Source organism: Oribacterium sp. HCP28S3_H8, from assembly GCF_052064775.1.
Classification (GTDB): Bacteria; Bacillota; Clostridia; order Lachnospirales; family Lachnospiraceae; genus Oribacterium.
Map to the genome: position 1 here is coordinate 1 of NZ_JBQHUZ010000009.1, position 23763 is coordinate 23763.

Below are 23763 nucleotides of genomic sequence, written 5' to 3' on the forward strand. Positions count from 1 at the left end.
AGTACAAGGTTGATAGGGCTAAGCTGTAAGTGCCGCAAGGCATTCAGGTGATAGTTACTAATAGGTCGAGGGCTTATCCAAAAGGTTTTTGGTCCGGTTAGGTTTGATGTTGACACTTATCTAATAGTTTGATAAGATGTTTCAATCAGATATTTCTGTTATTCCTCTATAGCTCAGTCGGTAGAGCACGCGGCTGTTAACCGCGGTGTCGTTGGTTCGAGTCCAACTGGGGGAGCTAGACGTTAGAATCCAGGTTCCATATTACCTGGTACGTTTTCAAAATATGGCGAAGTAGCCAAGTGGTAAGGCGTGGGTCTGCAACACCCTGATCACCGGTCCGAATCCGGTCTTCGCCTTTTTGTGGCGCCATGGTCAAGCGGTTAAGACACCACCCTTTCACGGTGGTATCAGCAGTTCGAATCTGCTTGGCGTCATGAGTTAAGAACAGCGGAAGCTGTTCTTTTTTTGCGTTTTGCGTATATCTATGGCCTGTCAGGCGGGCATTCTTATCTACTCGAGTTCCTTGCAGCAATAATTAATTTTCAATAGATCTCTCAATATATGGCATATACATTTAAATTCATAAACGCTTTCCACCATATATAGCGTTATCTTTTTATGAATATTATCCTTTTAAGAATATTATCCTAATATAGATAATCACACTTTTTCGTACTTTCCTTTATACTTAATGTATCACATTTCTTAAGAACGTCATGTTCTGGAAAGGAAAGGAGGTTTATCGGATCCGTCCGCGTAAGAGATCTCCTGTTTCCCCGATTCATTCTGTATCAATTCACTAAAAAAGAAAGGAATGGATTCAGGAGTGAAAATCAAAGAATCTATATAACAGGAGGCAAGTTCACATGTTAAATCCGACATTTCTGCATGAAAGGGACAGGAACAAAACGCTCCGAACCAAGAAGGTGGATCGGGACTATGATCAGAAGGAGCTTTATCTTAATGGCATCCGTAAATTTAGAAATCGTGGTATCCGCATCCTCTTTGATGGGAAAGAGATACAGGAAAATGAATGGAAGGATCTGTTTCTGACATCTGAAAACGGAGGATTTTACCGATGTGATTATCATAAGGGTACGGACGGATGTCTTGCGGAGATACATTTTGACTGGGTATATAATATGGAGAAGACCCGGGAAAAATCGTCTTCTTAACTTAAATTGTAACGATTCATTAGTAATAAAAGCATAACGTATCATCCTGAAATGATCAAAGAAGGCGCGGAGTTTGTTGAAGTTTAACGGAAACACAGACCCTTGCCTTCTTTTTTCGTTTTCTTGTGTTTAAAGTCGCTTTCTGATATTATGTAAGGACGTATATGGGGAGCCATAGCTTTGGAAATCAGATTGTAATGAGGCAGAGAGATGTCAGTAAAATCAGAACTTTTAGAGCTTTTTATTACCGAAAAGGGTACATATTTTTCCGGAGAACATATCGCAGAGAGACTGCATTGCTCCAGAACTGCTGTATGGAAGGCCGTTCAGCAGCTAAAGGAAGAGGGTTATGAGATCACGGCTGTGCAGAATCGCGGATATGCTCTTTCTGAGGAATCTGATGTTTTGTCCCGGGAGGAAATTCTGCATTATCTTGACAAGCCATATCCGCTTACGGTTTTGCAGGAGGTTACCTCTACAAATGATGTACTGAAAGCCATGGCCAATACCCAGCATGCGTCGGAAGGGACCACCATTGTTTCGGATTATCAGACCGGAGGGAAGGGAAGGCTTGGACGAAGCTTTTTTTCGCCTAAGGGAACCGGACTCTATGTGAGTATGCTTCTCCGCCCTCAGGATACGGTGAGCAATAGTCTGACGCTTACAGCCAAGGCTGCGGTAGCTGTGTATCGTGCCGTTAAGACGGTCTGCAATGTGGAGCTTGGAATCAAATGGGTTAATGATCTTTATCTTGGTCATCGGAAGGTGTGTGGCATTTTGTCTGAGGGACAGGCAAGCATGGAGTCTGGACATCTTGATTTTGTGATTGCCGGCATAGGCATAAATATTTATGAGCCGGAGGGCGGTTTTCCGGAGGAGATCCGTCAGCGTGCAGGTTCGATCATGGGACAGAGGACAAAAGAGCATCAGATTAACCGGAACAGGCTTGCAGCAGAGGTGATCAGAGAGTTTTATCAGCTGGCAGCTGAACCGGGGCTTACATCGGATTATGCAAAGCATAATATTGTACCGGGGCATGAGATTACCGTGATTGACGGTGACAGGCGCAGACCTGCAAAAGCACTGTCGATTCTGCCGGATGGCAGACTGGAGATACAAGAAGCGGATGGAAGCCGGAATGCACTGGTTTTTGGTGAGGTTTCGGTTCGGCTCCGCGATGGAAATCAGACGATTGAACGATAGAAAAGAGGAAATGACATAGCAATGAGTAGTTATAGAAAGAGAAGCACCAGAAGAAAAAAGAAAGAGGAGGCTACACTTGTCGGTGATCTTTTCCGGATTCTTTTTGCTGTTTCCATGCTGGTGGTTGCGATTTTGATCGTATTTTTTGTATTTCAGAATATCAAGGGCTTTAAGCTTCCGGATCTTAAGGTAAGTGCTGCAGAGACAACAACCGCGGCGCAGCCGGTTACCATCCGGGCAGATCAGGAAACCAAAGCAAGGGATACCGAGCGGACGCAGCCGGAAACCACAGTGGAGAGAAGTACTACAGCTGCAGCTAAGGAAACCAAGACAGAGGAATCTTCAGAAGAAGTATCTCAGGAGGAGACAAAATCCGAAACCAAGGGCCCGGGAGAGGAAATCGAGAGTAAGGCAGCGAAGGATAAGGAGACCGCGGAGAGCAAGGTGAAGGAAACAGTGGAAAGCTACGCGGCAGAGACGGAAGCCGTACATAAAAACGGAGATGTAGTAATTGGAGAGGGTCCGGTTGCCGGAGAAAATGCCAATGCAGGTAGCTCCGGCAATAACAGCAATATCAGTGACAACGGACCTGTGACGACACAACCGTAAAACAGCCCGGCAGAGAGGAATCCTGACATGATTTATTACCTTATGGGTAAATCCGCAAGCGGTAAGGATACGATATACAGGCATCTTAAAAAACGATGTCCGACATGGAGGGAGGTCGTTTTATATACCACTCGTCCGATCCGGGATGGTGAGAAAGATGGAGAGACCTACCATTTCATTGATGATGCCAGGATGGATTGCCTGGAACACGCAGGCAAGGTCATCGAGGAGAGAGTCTATCATACGGTCTACGGTCCATGGAGATATGCCACGGTCGATGACGGACAGATTCAGGACCCGGAGAGTATGGAGTATCTGATGATCGGTACGCTCGAGAGCTACTGTAAAATGCGCGAGTATTTTGGCAGATCCACATTGTTTCCGCTTTACATAGAAGTACCAAATGAGCTGAGACTGAAGCGTGCAGAGGAGCGGGAATTAAGCCAGCAGGTGCCTAAGCTAAAAGAGATGCACCGCCGGTTTCAAGCGGACGAGATCGATTTTTCCGAGGACCGGCTCCGGCAGGCAGGTATCATAAAACGATATCAGAATATTAATCTGGAGCAGTGTATATATGAAATCCTTAAAGATTCCGGAAAACCAGATCTATAATGCGTATCTCCTTACCGGTGAAGATCGCGAAGCTTTAGAACAGGCCGCACAGGAATTTGCAGCTTCACTCCTTATACGTGATCATAAGCTTACGGACAGCAGTAGTGCAAAAAATGCGAATGACCCGGACCCGTATACATTCGCCGATCCGGATCCGATCTGGCAGAGCCGGGGCTATCAGAGCGTAGATGACTGGAGAGACAGCGTCCGGCTCCGGGTGGAGAAACAGATTCACCCGGATCTCATACGGATCTCGCCGGATAAGCCGGAAGACCATCCCAACACCATCAGTGTGGACAATATCCGTCGCAATGTAGCAGATACCGTCGATGTCCGTCCATATGAGGCAGAGTATAAGATCTATCTTGTACTGCAGGCGGAAAAAATGAATCCGCAGGCGCAAAATGCGCTGCTTAAAACGCTGGAGGAACCACCGGAATATGTTGTGATCATGCTGCTTGCCAGCAATGCGGATCACTTTCTACCTACGATTTTATCGCGTGTCATTGAAATCAAGGCGGGGGAGAAGGATGCCGGCGAGAGCTTCCGGACATATTATCAGGAGGACTGGGCTAAGGAAACGGTAAAATTTCTAAGTGAAATCAGGTACAGGAGCATCGCGGATATACTTCAGTATATTGACAGCATGAATAAGAGCAAGGTGCCGATGACTGATCTCCTGGCGCTTCTTGAAATTGTTTTCCGGGATGTGTTATGTTATAAAGGCTCCGGAGACAGCAGCCTTATGTATGCCGGTGAAATTTCCGACAGTATTATAAAGCTTGCAGGGGAGCTGAGCTATGAGGAGCTTGGGAGAGTGACAGACGAGATTTCAAGAGATCTCCGAGGCATTCGCAGCAATGTAAACCGGGATTTGCAGCTGGAAACCCTTCTATTGCTGCTTAAAAGAGCCTCGGGAGACAAGCAGTAAATGAGTTTAAGTAGATGGGACAGAAGTCCCGGAGGATATAGATGGCAACAATTATTGGCGTAAGATTTAGAACTGCCGGCAAGATTTACTATTTTGACCCGGATGGCATTATGTTTGTCCGGGGAGAGCATGCGATTGTGGAGACTGCCCGGGGTGTGGAGTACGGATATGTCATACTTGGAAACCGTGAAACTGCTGACGATAAGATCGTACAGCCATTAAAACCGGTGCTTCGTAAGGCAAGCCCGGAGGATGACCAGCAGGAAGAGGAAAACCACGCAAAGGAGAAAGAAGCCTACCGGATCTGCCAGGAAAAGATCAAGAAGCATGGGCTTGAGATGAAGCTCATTGATGTGGAATACACGTTTGACCGGGGTAAGGTATTGTTTTATTTTACGGCGGATGGCAGAGTGGATTTCCGGGCACTGGTGAAGGATCTTGCAGCTGTATTCCGCACAAGGATTGAGCTTCGGCAGGTGGGTGTGCGTGATGAGACCAAGATTCTCGGCGGTTATGGCGTCTGCGGGAGACCGCTGTGCTGCCACACCTTCCTCTCGGAATTTGCGCCGGTATCGATCAAGATGGCTAAAGAACAGGGTCTGTCTCTTAATCCGGCCAACATTTCCGGTGTCTGCGGACGACTGATGTGCTGTCTTAAAAACGAGGAGGAGGTTTATGAATTTTTAAATTCCAAGCTTCCATCCATTGGCGATTTTGTGACAACACCGGATGGCCTCCGGGGCGAGGTAAGCTCTGTTTCTGTACTGAACCAAAAGGTCAAGGTTGTGGTCAATCTGGAAAAGGAAGACGAGAAGGAGATGCGGGAGTATAAGGTTTCGGAGCTTAAGTTCAAGCCAAAACGCAGAAAACCAAGAAACGAACGTACGGATCGTCAGGATCGGGATGCCAAAGAGGCACAGGCGCTGGAATCTTTGGAAACGCAGGATGCATCCAATCGTCTGGATGACTAGGTATGGCAGAGCGTATTGATGACCTGCAGTGTAATGGCTACAGGATTATTCAGGATACAGATGGATTCTGCTTTGGTATGGATGCCGTGCTGCTGGCAAACTATGCGGTTCCAACCGTTATGCCCGGAGCCCGGGTTCTGGATCTAGGTACAGGCACAGGGATCATCCCGCTGTTGATTGCCGCCAAAACGGATGCAGCAGAGCTTACCGGCATTGAAATCCAGAAGGATGTGGCAGAGATGGCGGAGCGATCCGTCCGTCTCAATCATCAGGAGCATCGAATGAGGATCCTGCAGGCAGATGTCCGGGAGGTCCGTACGCTGGGTTTGGATTCCAGTATGAATGTCGTTACCTCCAATCCTCCGTATATGAAAGCAGGTCTTAAAAATGCGGAGAGCCGTAAGCTGATTTCCCGTCATGAGGTTACCTGCAGCTTTTACGACATTGCGTATGCAGCAGCATTCACATTAAAATCAAACGGTAAATTTTTTCTTGTGCACCGACCGAACCGGCTCGCAGATATTATGACAGAGCTTCGTCGGGTTCACCTTGAGCCGAAGCGTATGAGATTGGTCTATCCTTATCAGGACCGGGAGGCGAACCTTTTCTTGATGGAAGCCGTTAAAGGAGGCAGAAGCCAGCTTACAGTAGAACCTCCCCTCATCGTCTATCGTGAGGCGAATGTTTACAGCGATGAGATCCTCGGGATCTATCAGAGCAAAGGCCAAAACACTAAAAATAATTAAGCTGTTTTATGTATAAGCTCCTGGAAAGCGCGGATTTCCGCGCTTTTTTATATTGTCTTTAAAGGGATATTATCCTTATACGGATATTATCAAAACAAGTAGTATATGCAATTTCATTTTCCTGTGATAGGATTTTGTCATGAGGAAATTACAGACACTGTTTACAGCATTTGTAATGTTTCTCGTGCTAATCTCTTTTTCGGCAGGGGCGGAGGAGTACTCCAATCCTGCGGAACACCGCTTCCACCTTGTTCTGGAGCCGGTCAGGGACATCCGTATCTTTTCTGATTCCTGCAGCAATCTGTCAGCGGATTCCGGGTATACGGAAACTATTCTGCAGAAATCCCATGTGGACAAACAACTGAAACTGGTACTGGAGCTGGATCTGGCATCCACTGCAAACGTATCCGGGGAGACCTGCATAGTGGATATCTCCATGTGCAGCGTTCCGTATGAGGGGGAAATCCCGGCATCGAAGCTTCCCGGAAACGGGGGAGTCGAGGCAGCATCGGTACCATACAGAAGCCGCAGGAGAGGCACAGCATCTCCTTTGACGGAGGACCCGGAGTCGTAGAAGCTTCAGAAGGAAGCACGGCATTGGGTCATCCTCCGCAAACAGGGAATGCAAAGGATGCAGATGGAAAAAGAAAGTAAAGGTCAGGTTAGGGTCATCACGGGTAATACGGTCGCCGCTGCTGGCAATAAGGAAGCGGTGATGGTGTATCTCGGAGAGGGCCAGAAACCGGTAGGGTATCTTTTTCTTATACTGATTCTGGCCATTCTGATCCTGGTATGTCTCATTCTGGTGAGGATTTTGTATTTTTACCGGGCAGTGAACGCAGAAAAAGAGAGAGAAGCAGAAGATGTAACGGCTCAGAGCCAAAGCTATGGGATGCCGCGAGGCAATGAAATCTACTAGTAGGAGGAAAAATGAAACGATTAAAAAATATTACCGGGATCCTGACCGGGATGATTACACTTCTGCTTCTTTTGCTTGCAATATACTCGGTGGCGGCAGCGTATCAAGAAAAAAGGAATGGAACTCCTTTTTTCTTTCTGGGATGGAAACCGGTTCTGGTTCTGAGTGATTCCATGGAGCCCACATTCCACACCGGTTCGATATTAATTGTCAGAGAACAGGAAACGGAGGAACCGGAGCCGGGAGATATTGTGATGTTTCCGATCGAGACAGGACGCGAGCACGCCTATGTGACGCACCGGATTGTTTCCCGGGAGCAGGATGGCTATATCACCAAAGGAGACAATAACAATGCCCCGGATTTCGGAATCAGAGCGCGGGAAGACATTCTTGGCACAGTCACGCATATCTTATTTTAACAGCAGCATGTAATTCATATAAAATTCATAAGGTTTTCCGGGAATCTATGCTATACTACACGATGAGTCGGGCATCACCGGCGAATGTAAGATCAAAAGCCAAGGGAGGCTATATGGATTTAAAATTTACCAAGCCACAGGCAGAAGAGTCCTCAAGACTTGCACCGTTTTTTTCAATGCGACCAAATAAAACCTGTGATACTGGTGTACTGGATACGTATCTGTGGGCAGATTATTATGATACCAGGTGCTGTGTCGTAGATGACAAGGCACTGCTTACGGTGATGGAGAGCGAGGGAGAGCACTTTGCTGCCATGCCATACTGCGCAGAGGAGGATTTACCCTATTACTTTGCGCTTACAGAAAAATATTTTAATGAGGTTCTTGGCAAGCCGCTCAAGATTTATCTTGCCGACGAGGAAGCAGTTACTGCTCTCAAACTTCAGGACAATTCCAACTACCTCGTCAGGGAAGAATGCGATTTCCGGGACTATCTTTATGATGCAGAGGAGCTTCGTACGCTCCCGGGGAAACGCTTCCATAAAAAAAAGAATCTTGTAAATAAGTTTATGCGGGAATATGAGGGACGCTGGGAGTACCGCAGCATGTCCTGTCAGGACAAGCAGACCGTCTGGGAGTTTCTGGACCGGTGGTATGCAAAACGCTCTCAGGAGGAAATCAATGGAGAGGAATCGCTTGAGTACGAGGTGAATGGCATTCACGCAGTACTGCAGAACTGCTTCTGGATTGATTACCGGATGGGCGGTATCTTTATTGACGGACAGTTGGAGGCGTTTTCCATGGGCGCCTATAATCCCAGGGAAAAGATGGCATGTATTGATATCGAAAAGGGAAATTCGGAAATCCCCGGAATCTATCAGATGATCAACCAGCAGTTTCTCCTGCATGAGTTTCCGGATGCAGAGCTTGTAAACAGAGAGGATGATGTAGGCCTTGAGGGTCTGAGACGGTCCAAGGAGAGCTATAATCCGATTGCTTACGAGAGGAAATATATGGTTCTGCAGAAAAACTTCGGGGACTGGCAGGATGAGCTTAAGGATCAGTATGAAGCAGAGATTGACAATTATGAAGCAGACAGAAGCGAAGGTACTGACGGATCTCAGGGATAAGATCCGGACCCGGGAGCTGTACCAGGACATATTTAATGAGGACTCGGATGCGTTTGTGTCCTTTTACTATGAGGATCGCTGTCGGGATAATAAAATCGTAATTAGCGAGCAGGATGGACATATCCTCTCGATGGCGCACATTAATCCCTATCATATGATGGTGAAGGGACAGAATGCAAAGATTTATTATATCTATGCCGTAGCTACAGATCGTGCACACCGGCATGAGGGACATATGCGGGAGGTTCTGGAGTGTGCCTTCCGGGAAATGCAAGAGGAGGATATTCCATTTTGTTTCCTGATCCCTGTGGATGAAAAGATTTACGAGCCGTTTGGATTTGAGACGATTGCGGAATATCAGACAGACCGTCATCCGGATCCGGAGACCTTGCAAAAACAGTATGATGTCTATTGTGTCCGGGATGAGGATTATCAGCGCAGGCTGCAGGAGGAAGAACGGATTGCCATGCTGGATGGAGAGAGCGACGGGCTCCCGGAGCATCCGGTGATTATGGCTAAGGTGATTTCCAAAGAAGCCTTTGCAAAACTCAGCGGATTGGCAGTCAATACACCACCGGAGCAGATGCTTGCCTGGTTAAGAGAGCAGAAGATATATATTTCAGAGGATATCTGATCTCGGAGCAGGTCAGAGGATAGCTTTCTTGTCCCCGGAGTAAGGAAAAATTTAAGGAAGTGAAGGACAATATGGAATTTTCTGTCGGCGATCGCGTGATCATGAAAAAACAGCATCCATGCGGATCCAGAGAATGGGAAATTTTGAGAACCGGTGCAGACATCCGGATCCGGTGTCTCGGATGCGGGCATCAGATTATGCTTCCGAGAAGCAAATTTACGTCACTTGTCAGGAAGGTTGAAGCAAAAAATCCTGATGTAATTTAAATAAAAAGCTTGCAATAGCCTGGCTTTTTTGTTAAGATCAATAACCGTATCACAAAAAATATCCTTGCTTTCACACATATGTGGAGGCCAGAGACCAAAAGGAGGTAAAGCAGATGAACAAGTACGAATTATGCGTTGTTCTGAGTGCGAAGCTTGAAGATGATGAGAGAGCTGCTGCCATTGAAAAGATCAAGGAATACATTGCTCGTTACAATGGAACAGTTGGAGAGAACATCCAAGAGTGGGGCAAAAAGAGATTAGCTTATGAAATTCAGAATATGAAGGAAGGCTACTACTACTTCATCCCATTCACAGGAGATGCAGAGACTCCAAACGAGCTCGAGAATCAGGTTCGCATTATGGAGCCGGTTATCAGATATCTTGTCGTTAAGCCAGAAGCTGATGCTGAGACTGTAAAGGCTGAAGAGCCAGCTGCAGAAGAGACAGCAGAATAAGCAAGCGGAAAGCGAGAATCAATAAATGAACAGAGTTATCCTAATGGGTAGATTGACAAGAGATCCTGAAATCCGATACTCACAGAGTGACAACAGTATGGCAATTGCAAGATATACTCTTGCAGTTGACAGAAGAGGCCGCAGAGATCAGAACAATGATAATCAGCAGACCGCAGATTTCATCAGATGCATCGCATTCGGACGTTCTGCAGAATTCGCTGAGAAGTATATGCATCAGGGTATGAGGATGCTGGTATCCGGCAGAATCCAGACTGGAAGCTATACCAATAAAGATGGCCAGACTGTTTATACAACCGATGTTATCGTAGATGATCAGGAATTCGCAGATAGTAAGGGTGCAGCCGCTGGTGCTGGTAATGGCGGAAGCTATGCTAACAACCGCAGCTACAATAACAACAACTCCGGCAGCGCATATGGTCACAATGGTGGCAGTGATGACGGCAGCTCTATCGGCGATGGTTTTATGAATATACCTGATGGGGTAGAAGACGAAGGACTTCCTTTTAACTAAAAGGAGAGTGGATCCTTCGGAAATTTTACAAGGAGGACAAAACCATGGCATTTCAGAAGTCGGATAGAAGTGGCTCTAGACCTAGAAGAGCCGGCGGTTTCCACAGCAGAAGAAAGGTTTGCGTATTCTGCAGTGAGAAAGCAAAGCCAATTGATTATAAAGATGTAGCTACATTAAGAAAGTATATCTCTGAGAGAGGCAAGATCCTGCCAAGAAGAATTACAGGCACCTGCGCTACTCACCAGAGAGCGATTACAACCGCTGTAAAGCGTGCAAGACAGGTAGCACTTCTTCCATTCCAGGTTGACTAAAGATTTAGGAGATCTCGCTTTTAGCGGGATCTCTTTTTTATTGCCTGTACCTATGCTATAATCAATTCCAAAGTTTCACATATTTACAGGGGGTACGATGAGTAATCATACAAAAACCCGAGGGTTTATCGATATATATCTCAAGGCTCCGTTGATTCTCGGAGTTCTGGTGATTATAGCGGATATGGCAGCATGGGCGGCTGCGCCAAAGGCAGGCATACTTGTGGGTATCGTAGTCGTAGTCTATTATGCTCTTGCCATCTGGCTGTACAAGAGCCGGAAAACAAAGTTCGAGGGACTGCTGGAGGAGTTTTCCATCTCCGCCAATGAAGTTCATTCCGAGCTTCTCAGAGTTATGCCGACACCATATTGCATTGTGGATTCCAATGGAACCATCCTATGGCAGAACCAAAGCTTCCAGGATATTTTACTGGAGGACCATAGTCAGAGCGGAAATCTGATTTCTATCTTTCCCAATATTACCAGGGAAATGCTGCTGGAGGATGAAGCAGCTGTAGAGGTGCACTCTGCATTCCACGATCACAGGTACTGCCTCCGCCTTTTGAGAACCAGCATATCTTATGAAAACAGCAGAGAGCTGAGACTGGTGGATCCAGCAAGTAAAATTGTAGCAGTGTATCTTAAGGATGAAACCGATGAGGTCCATTTAAAAAAGGAACTGGGAGATGAGCATATCGTCTGTGGTCTGATCTATATTGATAACTATGACGAGGTTCTGGAGCAGGTGGAGGAAGTCCGGCGTTCGCTCCTGACCGCGCTTGTAGACAGAAAGATTAACCGCTATATCGGTGCGGTAAACGGACTCATCAAAAAAATCGAGAAAGATAAGTATTTCTTTGTGCTTAAGCAGAAATACCTTCAGAAAATGCTGGATGACCGCTTTTCTATCCTGGATGAGGTTCGTCAGGTAGATATCGGCAATGAGATGGCAGTAACACTCAGTATCGGACTGGGATACGGAGCACCGGAATATAGCGCAAACTACGAGTATGCCCGGACCTCGATTGATATGGCACTCGGCCGTGGCGGCGACCAGGCGGTTGTAAAGTCCCAGGAAAAGGTGACGTATTTCGGAGGCAAGTCGCAGTCCACGGAAAAAGCGACACGAGTCAAGGCGAGAGTCAAGGCACAGGCGTTCCAGGAGCTGCTGGAGGGTAAGGATAAGGTCTTTATCATGGGACATACCAATGGAGATGTGGACTGTCTTGGAGCTTCCGTGGGTGTCTATCGGATGGCGGTAACACTCTCTAAAAAGACCTATATTGTGCAGAACAAGATGACGGCACCGGTGCTTCCACTGAAGGAGCGTTTTCTGCAAAATGATGAGTATCCGCAGGATATGTTTATTACCGGAGACCGGGCGATGCAGCTCATGGATGATAATTCTGTACTGGTCATTGTAGACTGCAACCGACCATCGATCCTGGATGATCCTAGACTTTTAAAGCATGAGAAGTGCCATACCATTGTGGTGTTTGATCATCACAGACAGAGCTCGGAAACTGTACAGGGTGCCGTTCTCAGCTACTGTGAGCCGTATGCCTCCTCTGCAAGTGAAATGATTGCAGAAATGATGCAGTACATCGGCGACGGAATCCGTGTAAAGCCGGCGGAAGCCGATGCCATGTACGGCGGTATTGTAATTGATTCGCAGGAATTTACCAACCAGACCGGTGTCCGTACCTTTGAAGCGGCGGCATATCTCCGGCGGTGCGGAGCGGATATTACGAGGATCCGGAAGATTTTCCGGGAGAACCTTAAGGATTACCAGGCAAAAGCGGAGGCGATCAGCAATGCGGATATTTACCGTAATGCTTTTGCCTTTAGTACGGTGGCTGCCAAGGGCGTGGAAAGCCCGACGGTTCTTGCCGCGCAGACTGCTAATGAGCTTCTTAACATCCGTGGGATTAAGGCAAGTATTGTACTTACGCTTTATAATGATATAATTTATGTCTCTGCACGTTCTATTGATGAGGTGAATGTGCAGGTTCTGATGGAAAAGCTGGGAGGCGGCGGACATCGTACCATCGCCGGTGCGCAGCTTAAGGAAGGCTCCATTGACGAGGCCATTGCCTCGGTTAAGGCAGCCATTGATGAAATGATTGATGAAGGAGAAGCCTGAGTATGAAAGTTATTTTGTTAAAAGATGTAAAATCTCTTGGTAAAAAGGGTGATATTGTAGAGGTAAGCGAGGGATATGGTAGAAACTACATTATCCCCTCTAAGACCGGCGTGCTTGCGGATACAAAAAATCTTAATACTCTGAAGCTGCAGAATGCCAATGCGGAAAAAATTGCCGCAGAAAAGCTGGCGGAGGCACAGGCACTGAAGGAAAAGCTTGAGGCTGTCAAGGTTACAGTATCGATCAAGGCAGGTAAGGACGGCAGAACCTTTGGATCGGTATCCACCAAGGAAATTCAGGAAGCACTTAAAAAGCAGACCGGAATTGAAATTGACAAAAAGAAAATCGTCACAGATGTACCGCTTAAAAATCTTGGCGGCTATGATGTGGACGTACATCTTCATAAGGACGTCACTGCCAGGCTGCATGTCACCGTACTTCAGGCGCAGTAAAGAGCATCATGCATTCGCAGCGTAAAGCTGCGCGTAAGAAATGAAGTCAGTAAAGATCATTATGGCAATGATCGGGCATACAGCAAAAGTATTTACGTAAGAATATAAAGACCGAGATCGGAAAATCAGGAGACATAAGAAAAATGGCAGATATGAATGAAAATGTGCTGACGCGGGTCATTCCCCATGCCTCCGAGGCGGAGCAGAGTGTCATCGGTTCCATGCTCCGGGACAAGGATGCGGTGATGACTGCCACAGAGCAGCTTACAGCAGATGACTTTTATGAGCGTCAGTACAGCGTCATGTTTGAAGCCATGCGGGAGCTGTTTAATGAAGGACAGCCCGTAGACCTGGTTACGCTCCAGGACCGGCTCAAGCAGAAGGATGTGCCTCCGGAAATCACGGATATGAATCTGTTTAAGCAGATCATGCAGTCCGTACCTACCAGCGCCAACATCCGTTACTACTGCAACATTGTAAAAGAAAAAGCCGTGCTCCGGGCGTTGATCCGGACCAACGAGGACATTGCCAATCTCTGCTATGATGGTAAGGAAGATGTGGAGGATATCCTCGCCACAACGGAAAAACGGATTTTTGACCTCCTTCAGAAACGGAATACGAGGGAATTTACCCCGATTTCCGAGGTGGCAATGAATGTGCTTCACAATATTGAGAAGGCAAGTAAGCTGAAGGATCCGATCACCGGCGTTGCAACCGGATTTGTAGATCTGGATTTCCGGACAGCCGGACTGCAGCCATCAGATCTCATCCTTGTGGCAGCGCGTCCATCCATGGGTAAGACTGCATTTGCACTTAACATCATCGATTATGTCGGTATCCGTAAAAACCTGCCATGTGTGGTGTTTTCACTGGAAATGTCGGCAGAGCAGCTTGTCAATCGAATGCTGTCGCTAGAAACGCTCATTGACGCCGACAAAATCCGTAAGGGTCAGCTGTCGGATGAGGAATGGGCAACCATCGTGGAGGGTACGGACCGGATTTATAATTCCAATATCATGATAGATGATACCCCGGGCATTACAGTATCCGAGGTTCGCAGTAAGTGCCGCAAGATAAAGCTGGAAAAAGGTATCAGTCTCATCATGATCGATTACCTGCAGCTGATGTCCGGATCCGGCAGCAGACAATCCTCAGACAGCCGGCAGCAGGAGATTTCCGAGATTTCAAGATCGCTTAAGGCACTGGCAAGAGAGATGGAGTGTCCGGTAGTGGCACTCTCCCAGTTGTCCCGTGCTCCGGAGCAGCGTCCGGATCACCGACCGATGCTGTCGGATCTGCGTGAATCGGGAGCGATCGAGCAGGATGCGGATATTGTTATGTTCCTTTACCGTGATGACTACTATAATAAAGATACAGAGCATCCCAATGAAGCTGAGGTAATTATCGCAAAACAGAGAAACGGTCCGATCGGTACAGTGACGCTGGTATGGCAGCCACAGTATACAAGATTTGTAAATGCGGAGCATAGCTGACCCGAAAAAAGGGAATATGAAATCTTTGTAAAAAATGCAGTAATGATTTGCATTTCTGCAAAGTTCAGTATATTATACGATTTTATAAAGCATGTTACATGCTTAGGAGGAGCCATGAAAATAGAAAGAATTGATGACAACTCCATCAGATGCACATTAACAAGCCTGGACCTTTCCTCCAGAAATATCAATCTGAGGGATATGACCTATGGCAGCGCTGCGGCAAAACGTCTATTTAATGAGATGATGCAGAAAGCCAGGGATGAAGTCGGGTTTGTGCCGGACAATACTCCGCTGATGATTGAAGCGGTCCCGCTGCAGGGCGGCTCCATTCAGCTGATTATTTCCAAGGTAGATGATCCTGAGGAGCTGGATACAAGATTTTCCAAGTTCTCACAGAGCGCCATGTCCAGACAGAACGGCTGGTTGTCACAGCTTGCCAGCGAGATCCTGGAGGGTGCGCAAGACATCCTGGGTAAAAACGGAGACGTACAATCCAAGGCTGACACCGAGGATCAGGCGCAGGCAGCAGATGCCCCGGCTGTAGATCTTTTGCGGATCTTCCGTTTTACTGATCTGGACCGTGTTTCCGATGCGGCAGCAGCGATCGGAAGTCTCTACAATGGACAGAATACGCTGTATAAGGATGAGTCCAATCACAGATACTATCTGGTTCTGCACACCGGCAAGGGTGGAGCAGAGGCATTACAAAGAGCAAGCAATCTGCTCTCGGAGTATGGGGATAAGGTGAATGGCGGCGAGCTGAATGAGGCTTACTATGAGGAGCACCTCGAGAAGCTGATCGGCAGTGATGCACTGCAGAAGCTGGCTGCGTTATAAACACCGATACCTGCACTAAGGCAAGACGCCGGGACTTACAGTAAGGCGTCTTACAATTCAGAAAGGATACAACTATGACAGTTACCAAGGATATGAGAATCGGAGACCTGCTTCAGATGAATGAGATGATCGCACCATTTCTTATGCAGAACGGCATGGGCTGTGTGTACTGCCCGGCTTCTATGGCGGAGTCCCTGGAGGAGGCATGCATGGTGCATGGCATTGACAGCGATATGCTGACACAGGATCTTAATGATGTGCTGAGAGAGTATGAGGAAGCACAGAACGGCGGCAGCGCTGAGCATACCGGGAACGCGCAGTAAAGCATACGTTTCCTGATCGCAGGATAGGAGTATCAAAAACCAGTCCTGTAACGACAATACTTTTTATAAAATGTTTTGTATAAGAGTATCCGAAGTGGATGAAATATCCATTCGGGTGCTCTTTTTATGTGCTCTTTTATTTGATAGAGAGCTTTAAATCAAATCAATATAGTAAAAGCAGAAAGCCCGGATTTTTGTCCGGGCTTTCTGCTGCACTTAAGTTGAGTCTATTTATTTCAGGAGATTCTTCCGTTACGATCCTGTTATGGTCAGGAGGACAAGACCGTACGGCTTTGTTATGGGCTTTACAAGCGATTGTAAAATCCTAACTTGGTTAGTCATTGCTAACTAACTATAGATAATATAGCATATAAAATCCTAGTCGTCAACAGGTATTTCACAAGAAATGTTTTTTTAAAAAATAATAAAAGTGCTGTGATCGAGTATCACAGCACTTTTAATGTCAAGGCATTTTGATGAACTATGTTTCGTTATTTCTAAAATCACAGATATCTCTTAAATTTAAAGATTTCTCTCCAAAAATGTCCCGGTGATGGTAGCGAGCTCCTTGGGAGACTGCTTCATCCCGTTGGAGAACCAGTACTGCAGGAGGCTGAGACATCCTCCGACCAGGAAGCTGTAATAGGCATCAAAATGTTCCAGTTTCTGTTTTTTAAGGATGAAGGACCAGTCGTTGAGACATTTCTCCCGGATTACTGTGTTCAGCTTGTTTAAGAACTTGATATCGCCGTTTTCACCAATGAGCGTGCTTACAAGACTCGCATTATTTCTGCAAAGCTTGTAGACACCCTCCATCAGGATGACCGGATTTCCCTGCACAAGATCTGTATTGTAATTGTCAAGCGTGGTTTTCAGCTCATCCAGAAGATCGTTCTCAGACTGATCCAGCAGATCAAATACATCCTTATAGTGGAGATAAAAGGTTCCGCGGTTGACATCGGCAAGATCCGTAAGCTCCTTTACGGAAATGTCCTTGATGCTTTTGGTTTTTAAAAGCTCCGTCAGACTCTGCTTGAGAGCGGCTCTTGTCTTACGGATCCTGCGATCAGTGACAGGAGAAGAATTGGATTCTGATCCGATTGAAGCTTCCGACATGATAAACTTCCTTTCCAATAAACGTCCTAATAAAATAGACAAAAATATAAAATATGTTTATTAATAAACCTGGAATTTAAAATTGCTTATTGCGTTAATCAGAACTTCTTTTTATAATAACGGTATCATAAAAATGAACACATGTCAATAAATGGATAAAACGTTTTTTAATACACGATCATCTATTTATCCTCAACATGTTGATGATATGGAAGGCGAAAACGCTACATTTTGTTCTTTAAATCTTACAAAAAGCGTCTTCCAAATGACTGCTGGCAGTTATACACTAGATATTAAGAGCCTGGAAATCCGGAATCGGGATTTCCAGAAAAGAGGGAAGCTGTATGAGTTTATCGGGATTGTTTCATCATGGCAAAAAAGGATCCGGAGGTAAGAAAAGTTCGGCGGATCAGAGTAAAAAAAAGCGTGGCCATAGTTCTCTCGCGGATTTTATTGTAAAACACAATAAGATCATCCGGGATATTGTGATCCTGCTTGTCATCTTTAACGCGATCTGTTATCCCTTTGTAAAGGTCAATTACGACCTCACAAAGTATCTGCCCAATACTGTGGATTCCAAGATTGCCATTAACAAGATGGAGGATATTTTTGGTTATCCCGGCACAGGGCGTCTGATGCTTAAGGATGTTACCTTATATGAAGCAAAACGGTATAAGGATGCCATCGAAAAGGTCGATGGTGTCGATCAGGTGGTCTGGTGCGATCTGACAACACAGATCTATAGTTCCTCGGAGTTCATCAATCAGGATGACATCAAGGATTACTATAAGGATGGTCATGCCGAGATGGATATTACCTTTAAAGAAGGTGATACCTCCAAACGGACACATCAGGCAATCGCCGAGATCGACAAGATGATCGGAGATCATGGATATCTCGTCGGTATGTCCCCGACCAACAAGTTTATCGAGGAAAACGTTAAAAAGGAAATGTCGGAGATCATGCTGATTGTCGTTGTGCTGATCTTCTTTATTTTGCTGTTTACGACAACCTCGTGGTTTGAGCCGGTGCTGTTTCTTACGGTAATTGGCTGTGCGATCGCAATCAATAAAGGCAGTAACATATTCCTCGGAGAAATCTCGTATATTACCAACAACATCAGTGATATCCTGCAGCTCGCGACCTCCATGGACTATTCGGTCTTTCTGCTGCATGCCTATGAAAGAGAGCGTGCCACAGGATTAAATAAGGAGGAAGCACTTAAAAAGGGACTCACCAACACCATCAGTACTATCCTTGCATCTAGTCTTACGACCTTCTTTGGATTTATTGTACTGATCTTTATGAAGTTCTCGATTGGCTGGGATATGGGTCTTGTGATGTCCAAGGGTATCATCTGCTCGCTGCTCTGTGTTATTTTCCTCATGCCGTCTCTGATCCTTGGCTGGTCAGACCGGATCGAGAAATATGAGCACCGTCCGTTCCTGCCCAAATTCCACCGCTTCTCGCAGGTAGTGAACAAGATTTCACCGGTTGTGATGATTGTAGCATTACTGCTTGCAGGACCGATCTATATCGCACAGGGAATGAACAACTTCCTTTATGGACCGGATGCGACCGGCGCCGGACCCGGCACTACAATGTATGAAAATTCTGCGGCGATTGATCAAGAGTTCGGCCGTTCCAATCTGCTGGTTGCAATTTTCCCGGATGAGGGGATGCAAAAGGAAAAAGAGCTGGTAGATGCACTGGATGATAAGGAGTATGTAAAAAAGGTAATGGGCCTATCCGAATATCTCCCGACCGGGATGCCCGAGGCCATCCTGCCGGAATCCATCTCCGAGCTTTTCCATAAGGATGGTTATGCGAGACTCCTGATTTATATCAAAACCAAGCCGGAGTCGCCGACCGCCTATAAGTACTCGGATGAGGTTTCCAATCTGATCAAGAGCTACTATCAGGATGCCTATATCACCGGAAATACACCGACAACCAAGGATATGGAGACCGTCCTGATTCCGGACTATAATCTCGTTAATACACTGGCAATGATCAGTATCTTTATCGTAGTTGCGCTGACCTTTAAGAGTCCGGTCGTGCCGGTCGCTACCATGATTCCGATCATGATGGCAATTTATCTCAACATGTCCTTCCCGTATCTTGAGGGAGTAACGCTGATTTTCATCGCGTATGCCGTGGTTTCCTGCATTCAGCTCGGATCCACCATTGACTATGCGATCTCCTCGACGGAGAACTACATACAGATCCGCGCGACGGAAAAGGATAAACGGAAGGCAGCGGAAAAAATGACGGAGATGTCATTCCCGTCGATTCTGACTTCAGGTCTGATTCTGGTTGTTTGCGGATATGCCATCAGTATAAAATCCTCGATTCCGGCAATTTCCGAGGTAGGACATCTGGTAGGCCGTGGTGCGATTCTGTCGGTATTTTTTGTAACAACGATGATGCCGACATTGCTTCGTATTATTGATAAGTTTATTACCATGCCGGTCATGGCACGCCGCGCACTCCGCAGAGCCAAGGTTCGTCAGGCGGTGATTTCCCTGCAGAACCGTAGACGGGAGCGACATAAACGCTGGAAAGAGGCTTTAAAGCATATGTCAGCGCAGAGAGAACCGGCGCTTGTAAAACAGAGGGACCAGCAGAGTGGAGAGGAGAAGGAAGCATGAAAAGATATCAGATTAAAAAATTATTTTATCGGTCAATTGCTTCCATAGCAATTGTTTCAAGCATTACATCAACCGTACTGATTACGCCGATTACCGCCTATGCAGGAGCGGCGCAGGTTGCGGTGGATGAAACCCTGTACCTTAATCTGGATTATTACGGTACGATCAATAAGGCGAATGTTGTCAAGGGCATAAATTTCAACGGGAACCCGGACTATACAGACTTCGGTCAGTATAAAAGTCTTTTAAACATGTCCACAGATGAGAAGGGCACCGAGAAAAACGGCTCTGTGACCTGGCATGCGCCGGAGGATGGCAGCAAGTTCTTTTTCCAGGGCGAGATGGATCCTAAAGCGGTCAAGACCCCATGGACCTTTGACATTACGTATAAGGTCAATGGTGTCGTAACCAATGCGGATGAAGTCGGCGGAAAGTCCGGTCTGGTGGAGATGGATATCGACGCTTACCCCAACTCGCAGGTTTCAGAATACATGCAGAACAACATGATGCTCATTGTTGCCGTGCCGGTGGACCTCACCAAGTGTTATTCGGTGGACGCACCGGACTCTCAGAGCACCTCCATTGGGCAGATGAATGCCGTGGTCTTTGAAGCACTGCCCGGTAAGGAAGCGCACTTTGTTGTACGGATGGGTACCGACAGCTTTGAGACCTACGGCGCCTTTATGATCATGTCACCCGGCACCGTCGGAGATCTTAAAAAGATCAAGGACTTAAAGGAGCTGGAGGATAAGTTCCGTGACAATACCAACAGCATGATGGATGACATGGATGATGTTATGGATGCGGTTGTCAATGTTTCAAGCCAGCTGGATCTCACCAATGAGATGCTTAAGGATCTTAAGTCCGGTAAGGATAAGATTCATACCGCAAAGGATGGCATCTTTGCCGGAAATGATGTGGCAATTCAGGATATCCGAAATCTCTCTGCGACGCTTACCCCGATGGACAGCTCGCTAAGAACCACCCAGTGGCTGGTCTATGACACCAATGCACAGTTAAATGCTTTGAATGAAGATGTGCAGAATGTAAACACCCGGGTCGGAAAGCTTAACACCGCGCTGAAGCGGCTCTCCAGCTCCATGTCTGGAGCGGATGTAAGCTTTAATGCAAAAGACGTACAGGCAGAAGCTGCAGAAACCAAGAAAGCACTGGATGCGTTAAGCCAAGAATTGGGTCAGAAGGCTGCGGCGAGTGCATCTGATATCACATTTGCTGTAGGAAATGATATCATTGATGGACAGGATCAGCTTGCGCAGGATAAGGCAGATATGATTTCTGATACCTATCAGCAGAAGCTTTCTGAGTATGAAAAAAACTATGCAGCGTATACCGAAAAGCTGAGTGATTTCAAAGTACTGCAAGGGGCAGTAGAGACATATAAAAAACTTGCAGCTAAAAATGAATCAGAATTAACAACTGAAGAAAAGAAAACGAAGGATGTCCTTAAAGCTGCAATTGAGAGTAAAAATCTTGGTACTGTGGAGGAAGTTGAAGCTAAGCTTCCTGCAATGCAGCAACAACTGGAAGACTATGATAAGCAGCTGAAGGCTGGGAAGGCTCAGCTGGATGAACTTGAGCAGGAAAAAAATAATGCAGCTAAAGAAGCGGCTTTTTCCAAGGGGTCATTGGATATTAAAAAGGCACTGCTTAAGAAAGAAAGTGACAGATTACAGGCTCAGTATGATGGCCTGAATGATAACACCAATGGCGGCTCTCAGCTTGCCACTAAGACAGCAGTAGCGGAATTTACTCCGGTACTGGACGAGTATCTGAATCAGGTTTCCGAGCTTACCGGCGCGCAGGCGGATGAACTGCTTTCTGCAATGGATGATCTCAGTGACAGTCTGGAAAACATCCTTGACGACGGCGGCGATGTATCTAAAAATGTCGCAAGAGTCATGAATGGCTTCCGTACGGTGATGAGTGATGCCGACCGCATGACGGGAGTCGCAAACGACTATTACGATGACATTCAGACCGCCATCAGCAATGCGGATAACGTACTCCTGCAGGCACAGGTGACGGCCGATGGCGTTGCCAATGCCATGCAGCTTCTTAATGATACCATTCGCAATGCATCCGATGACTTTGGCAATGCAGCAGATGCCGGCATTGAAGCCGGAGAGCAGGCGATTGACAATACGCGGACGATGGTTGATGCCACTAAGAACCTGAAAAACTCCGGACGGGATCTTCGGGACAGCATCAATAATGAGCTGGACGATGAGGAGGATGACAACAACTTCCTTAACATGGATCCGGAGGCGACCAAGGTATCGCTTACCAGTGATGCCAACCAAGAGCCGGATTCCATCGCCATTATCTGCCGTTCGGATGAAATCAAGTCAGACGATGACGAGGATAAGACACTGGATTCTGAGGTGGATGCCGAAGGTACGACCGCATTCCAGAGAATTGCGGCTGTCTTTAAGAAAATATGGACCACGCTTAAAAAGATTCTGGGCTTTGGAGAGTAAATGTGCAGGGAGGAAGCATGAATAAAAACATTTTCAGGATACTTACCGGGGCTGGCATCATGTCACTTATGATGGCGACCCCATCCTATGCGATTGTGAAATATCTGGAAATCAATGCGGACACCGAATCGCTGCCGGAGCACACTGCCGGACAATCCTTTGTGCCGTACTTTGAAGTGGACGATGATGATGAAGACCTGCTCACGCTTAATTATGACAATGTGCAGGGGCTTGACAAGGATAATCCCACAGTTCCGGTAACGGTGCGCTTCAAGATCCATGCGGATGAGGAGATCCTGGACGATGATCTGGAAATTACGGGTAAGGGCTTCCGCACAAGCTACATTGACAGTGTGTCGGTTGATAACGATGAAGCCACGGGGAGACTGGAGGTGTATCCTTTTTATCAGCTTACAACGCCTCAGCCGACCATCCATTACAGCACAAAGACCGTGAGCTGGCCGGAAGTAAGCTATGCCGGACGATATGAGCTTGTTATCGGATATACGACGCGGGGCGGAGAAGCCAAGACCGCGCATCAATATGTTAATGGTACAAGTGCAAACATCGGAAGCTATATCCAGCGGGATGCTGACGGTCAGATCGGCGTTGCAGTTCGTGCCCTTGCGACCAAGGATGAGGGCTATATGACGGCGAATGTTTCCAATGCGGGTATCGCGTCCTGGGAAAGCTTGTCATTCGCCGATACCTATCAGGTAAAGATCAGCTGGGTGGATAACTCCGGCACAAAGCGGAGCCATAAGGAAAAGGTTACCGGCACGACGATGGATGTCCGAGCATACCGGAACTCCGCTGCATCGGATTTCTCGGTTGAGGTGCGCGCGGTGCCTAAGCAGCACGAGGCAAAATACTATAATATCGCCGTTTCGGAGTTTGGAGTTACCGGTGAAGAGAGTGTGGATACCTCTGACTATGATGTGGATGATGTCTGGGAGTTCATGGGAGACTATACCGGCATGGTGGATGGAAATTTTGCCCAGCATACCTATACGCAGGCTTCTCTCGCCGGGACGCCGAGCAGCAGTGGTACGGACGGGGTCTGGAAGCGGACAAGCTACCGCTGGCAGTTCCTTAAAAATGGAGTACCCTGCAGCAGTGGCTGGCAGCAGATCAGAGGCACCTGGTACTATTTTGACGCGGATAGTTACATGCATACCGGTTGGCTCCAGGATGCCGGCAAGTGGTACTATCTTGAGACCAAGGTGGGCAGCTCCAATGGAGCGATGCTGACCGGAAGCCACATGATCAATGGTAAAACCTATCAGTTTGACACAAGCGGCGCATGTCAGAATCCATAACAAATAACAAAGCCC

Annotated in this window: 25 protein-coding genes and 3 tRNA genes; 27 read left to right on the top strand and 1 reads right to left on the bottom strand. The window is 46.9% G+C overall.

The annotated features are described in order from the left end of the window. Window positions 1–162: 162 nt before the first annotated feature. The 24 genes from ACTNEN_RS10765 (at window position 163) to ACTNEN_RS10880 (ending at window position 16164) form a co-directional block, all read left to right on the top strand. Window positions 163–235 (top strand) — tRNA-Asn (locus ACTNEN_RS10765). 50 nt (window positions 236–285) lie between these two features. Next, a tRNA-Cys gene (locus ACTNEN_RS10770) sits at window positions 286–356 on the top strand. A gap of 6 nt (window positions 357–362) precedes the next feature. Next, window positions 363–434, top strand: a tRNA-Glu gene (locus tag ACTNEN_RS10775). A gap of 432 nt (window positions 435–866) precedes the next feature. Then, window positions 867–1175: a hypothetical protein gene (locus tag ACTNEN_RS10780; protein ID WP_441206423.1), complete on the top strand. Its 309-nt coding sequence runs from the start codon at window positions 867–869 to the stop codon at window positions 1173–1175. 210 nt (window positions 1176–1385) lie between these two features. Further along, window positions 1386–2378 carry a biotin--[acetyl-CoA-carboxylase] ligase gene (locus ACTNEN_RS10785; RefSeq protein ID WP_441206425.1) on the top strand — a complete coding sequence of 331 codons (993 nt, stop codon included), beginning with the start codon at window positions 1386–1388 and terminating at the stop codon, window positions 2376–2378. A 21-nt stretch (window positions 2379–2399) separates the two neighbouring features. Continuing rightward, window positions 2400–2987: a hypothetical protein gene (locus ACTNEN_RS10790; RefSeq protein WP_441206426.1), complete on the top strand. Its 588-nt coding sequence runs from the start codon at window positions 2400–2402 to the stop codon at window positions 2985–2987. Between the two features lie 27 nt (window positions 2988–3014). Next, a complete protein-coding gene (locus ACTNEN_RS10795; protein WP_441206428.1) occupies window positions 3015–3599 on the top strand; it encodes a guanylate kinase in 585 nt (194 codons plus the stop codon). Next, entirely contained in the window at window positions 3562–4530 is a 969-nt protein-coding gene (locus ACTNEN_RS10800) for a DNA polymerase III subunit delta' C-terminal domain-containing protein (protein WP_441206430.1), read from the top strand. The genes ACTNEN_RS10795 and ACTNEN_RS10800 overlap by 38 nt, the downstream gene beginning before the upstream one ends. A gap of 41 nt (window positions 4531–4571) precedes the next feature. Next, window positions 4572–5501 carry a PSP1 domain-containing protein gene (locus ACTNEN_RS10805; RefSeq protein WP_441206431.1) on the top strand — a complete coding sequence of 310 codons (930 nt, stop codon included), beginning with the start codon at window positions 4572–4574 and terminating at the stop codon, window positions 5499–5501. A gap of 2 nt (window positions 5502–5503) precedes the next feature. Further along, window positions 5504–6247, top strand: a complete 744-nt coding sequence (locus ACTNEN_RS10810; protein ID WP_441206432.1) for a tRNA1(Val) (adenine(37)-N6)-methyltransferase — start codon at window positions 5504–5506, stop codon at window positions 6245–6247. Between the two features lie 139 nt (window positions 6248–6386). After that, entirely contained in the window at window positions 6387–6821 is a 435-nt protein-coding gene (locus ACTNEN_RS10815; RefSeq protein ID WP_441206434.1) for a hypothetical protein, read from the top strand. Window positions 6822–6884: 63 nt separating this feature from the next. Further along, a complete protein-coding gene (locus ACTNEN_RS10820) occupies window positions 6885–7166 on the top strand; it encodes a hypothetical protein (protein ID WP_441206435.1) in 282 nt (93 codons plus the stop codon). Between the two features lie 11 nt (window positions 7167–7177). Further along, the gene (locus tag ACTNEN_RS10825; protein ID WP_441206437.1) at window positions 7178–7585 is read left to right on the top strand and encodes a signal peptidase I; all 408 of its coding nucleotides are present in this window, start codon (window positions 7178–7180) and stop codon (window positions 7583–7585) included. 113 nt (window positions 7586–7698) lie between these two features. Then, on the top strand, window positions 7699–8715 hold the full coding sequence (locus tag ACTNEN_RS10830) for a DUF2156 domain-containing protein (protein WP_441206439.1): 1017 nt from the start codon (window positions 7699–7701) through the stop codon (window positions 8713–8715). Continuing rightward, the gene (locus ACTNEN_RS10835; protein ID WP_441206440.1) at window positions 8672–9349 is read left to right on the top strand and encodes a GNAT family N-acetyltransferase; all 678 of its coding nucleotides are present in this window, start codon (window positions 8672–8674) and stop codon (window positions 9347–9349) included. The genes ACTNEN_RS10830 and ACTNEN_RS10835 overlap by 44 nt, the downstream gene beginning before the upstream one ends. Before the next feature lie 71 nt (window positions 9350–9420). Further along, entirely contained in the window at window positions 9421–9615 is a 195-nt protein-coding gene (locus ACTNEN_RS10840; RefSeq protein WP_441206442.1) for a DUF951 domain-containing protein, read from the top strand. Window positions 9616–9728: 113 nt separating this feature from the next. Then, window positions 9729–10070 carry a 30S ribosomal protein S6 gene (gene rpsF, locus ACTNEN_RS10845; protein ID WP_441206443.1) on the top strand — a complete coding sequence of 114 codons (342 nt, stop codon included), beginning with the start codon at window positions 9729–9731 and terminating at the stop codon, window positions 10068–10070. Window positions 10071–10095: 25 nt separating this feature from the next. Then, on the top strand, window positions 10096–10602 hold the full coding sequence (locus tag ACTNEN_RS10850) for a single-stranded DNA-binding protein (protein ID WP_441206445.1): 507 nt from the start codon (window positions 10096–10098) through the stop codon (window positions 10600–10602). Window positions 10603–10646: 44 nt separating this feature from the next. After that, window positions 10647–10913: a 30S ribosomal protein S18 gene (gene rpsR, locus ACTNEN_RS10855; RefSeq protein ID WP_441206447.1), complete on the top strand. Its 267-nt coding sequence runs from the start codon at window positions 10647–10649 to the stop codon at window positions 10911–10913. A 97-nt stretch (window positions 10914–11010) separates the two neighbouring features. Further along, window positions 11011–13056 (top strand): DHH family phosphoesterase, encoded by a 2046-nt coding sequence (locus ACTNEN_RS10860; RefSeq protein WP_441206448.1) that lies wholly within the window; start codon window positions 11011–11013, stop codon window positions 13054–13056. A gap of 2 nt (window positions 13057–13058) precedes the next feature. After that, window positions 13059–13508, top strand: coding sequence for a 50S ribosomal protein L9 (rplI, locus tag ACTNEN_RS10865; RefSeq protein ID WP_441206450.1), 450 nt, complete (start codon window positions 13059–13061; stop codon window positions 13506–13508). A 152-nt stretch (window positions 13509–13660) separates the two neighbouring features. Continuing rightward, window positions 13661–15001: a replicative DNA helicase gene (gene dnaB, locus ACTNEN_RS10870; RefSeq protein ID WP_441206558.1), complete on the top strand. Its 1341-nt coding sequence runs from the start codon at window positions 13661–13663 to the stop codon at window positions 14999–15001. 114 nt (window positions 15002–15115) lie between these two features. Continuing rightward, a complete protein-coding gene (locus ACTNEN_RS10875) occupies window positions 15116–15841 on the top strand; it encodes an adaptor protein MecA (RefSeq protein ID WP_441206451.1) in 726 nt (241 codons plus the stop codon). 74 nt (window positions 15842–15915) lie between these two features. Next, window positions 15916–16164: a DUF1858 domain-containing protein gene (locus ACTNEN_RS10880; RefSeq protein ID WP_441206453.1), complete on the top strand. Its 249-nt coding sequence runs from the start codon at window positions 15916–15918 to the stop codon at window positions 16162–16164. Between the two features lie 522 nt (window positions 16165–16686). Here the strand turns inward: ACTNEN_RS10880 and ACTNEN_RS10885 are convergent. Beyond that, window positions 16687–17280: a TetR/AcrR family transcriptional regulator gene (locus ACTNEN_RS10885; RefSeq protein WP_441206455.1), complete on the bottom strand. Its 594-nt coding sequence runs from the start codon at window positions 17278–17280 to the stop codon at window positions 16687–16689. Window positions 17281–17624: 344 nt separating this feature from the next. Between ACTNEN_RS10885 and ACTNEN_RS10890 the strand changes: the two genes are divergently transcribed. The 3 genes from ACTNEN_RS10890 to ACTNEN_RS10900 are packed head-to-tail and all read left to right on the top strand — an operon-like array spanning window position 17625 to window position 23748. Further along, window positions 17625–19931: an efflux RND transporter permease subunit gene (locus ACTNEN_RS10890; RefSeq protein ID WP_441206456.1), complete on the top strand. Its 2307-nt coding sequence runs from the start codon at window positions 17625–17627 to the stop codon at window positions 19929–19931. After that, window positions 19928–22429 (top strand): hypothetical protein, encoded by a 2502-nt coding sequence (locus ACTNEN_RS10895; protein ID WP_441206458.1) that lies wholly within the window; start codon window positions 19928–19930, stop codon window positions 22427–22429. Before ACTNEN_RS10890 ends, ACTNEN_RS10895 begins: the two co-directional genes overlap by 4 nt. A 17-nt stretch (window positions 22430–22446) precedes the next feature. Then, a complete protein-coding gene (locus ACTNEN_RS10900; RefSeq protein WP_441206459.1) occupies window positions 22447–23748 on the top strand; it encodes a hypothetical protein in 1302 nt (433 codons plus the stop codon). The last annotated feature ends 15 nt before the right edge of the window (window positions 23749–23763 follow it).